The organism is Bacillus sp. SIMBA_074 (genome assembly GCF_046534555.1).
Taxonomy (GTDB): Bacteria; Bacillota; Bacilli; order Bacillales; family Bacillaceae_G; genus Bacillus_A; species Bacillus_A mycoides.
The window spans coordinates 1-233 of record NZ_JAWRYM010001292.1; the positions used below are offsets into that span (position 1 = coordinate 1).

General features: G+C 33.9%; 1 protein-coding gene. It reads right to left on the reverse strand.

The window, feature by feature from the left end:
* Window positions 1–215 (reverse strand): TetR/AcrR family transcriptional regulator (locus SB773_RS34875; protein WP_410595151.1); only part of this gene is annotated, 215 nt, incomplete at its 3' end.
* Between the last annotated feature and the right edge of the window lie 18 nt (window positions 216–233).

A 233-nucleotide genomic window follows, 5' to 3' on the forward strand; every position in this document is an offset into this window, starting at 1 on the left:
TCATCCATGAATTTTAAATTCGATTCAATATAAGCTTTTAAAATGTCTTTTGCAGTGCTTTTTCCTTTCATATGAGATTCCATAAAGATTGCACCTGCATGATAAACTTCTATTACGACCTGCTGTATCAGTTCATCTTTGCTGGAAAAATGATAAGAAATCACCCCTTTACTTATTCCAGCTTCCTTAGCAATCTCCGATATAGAAGCATTCACAAAACCCTTTGTAGCAAT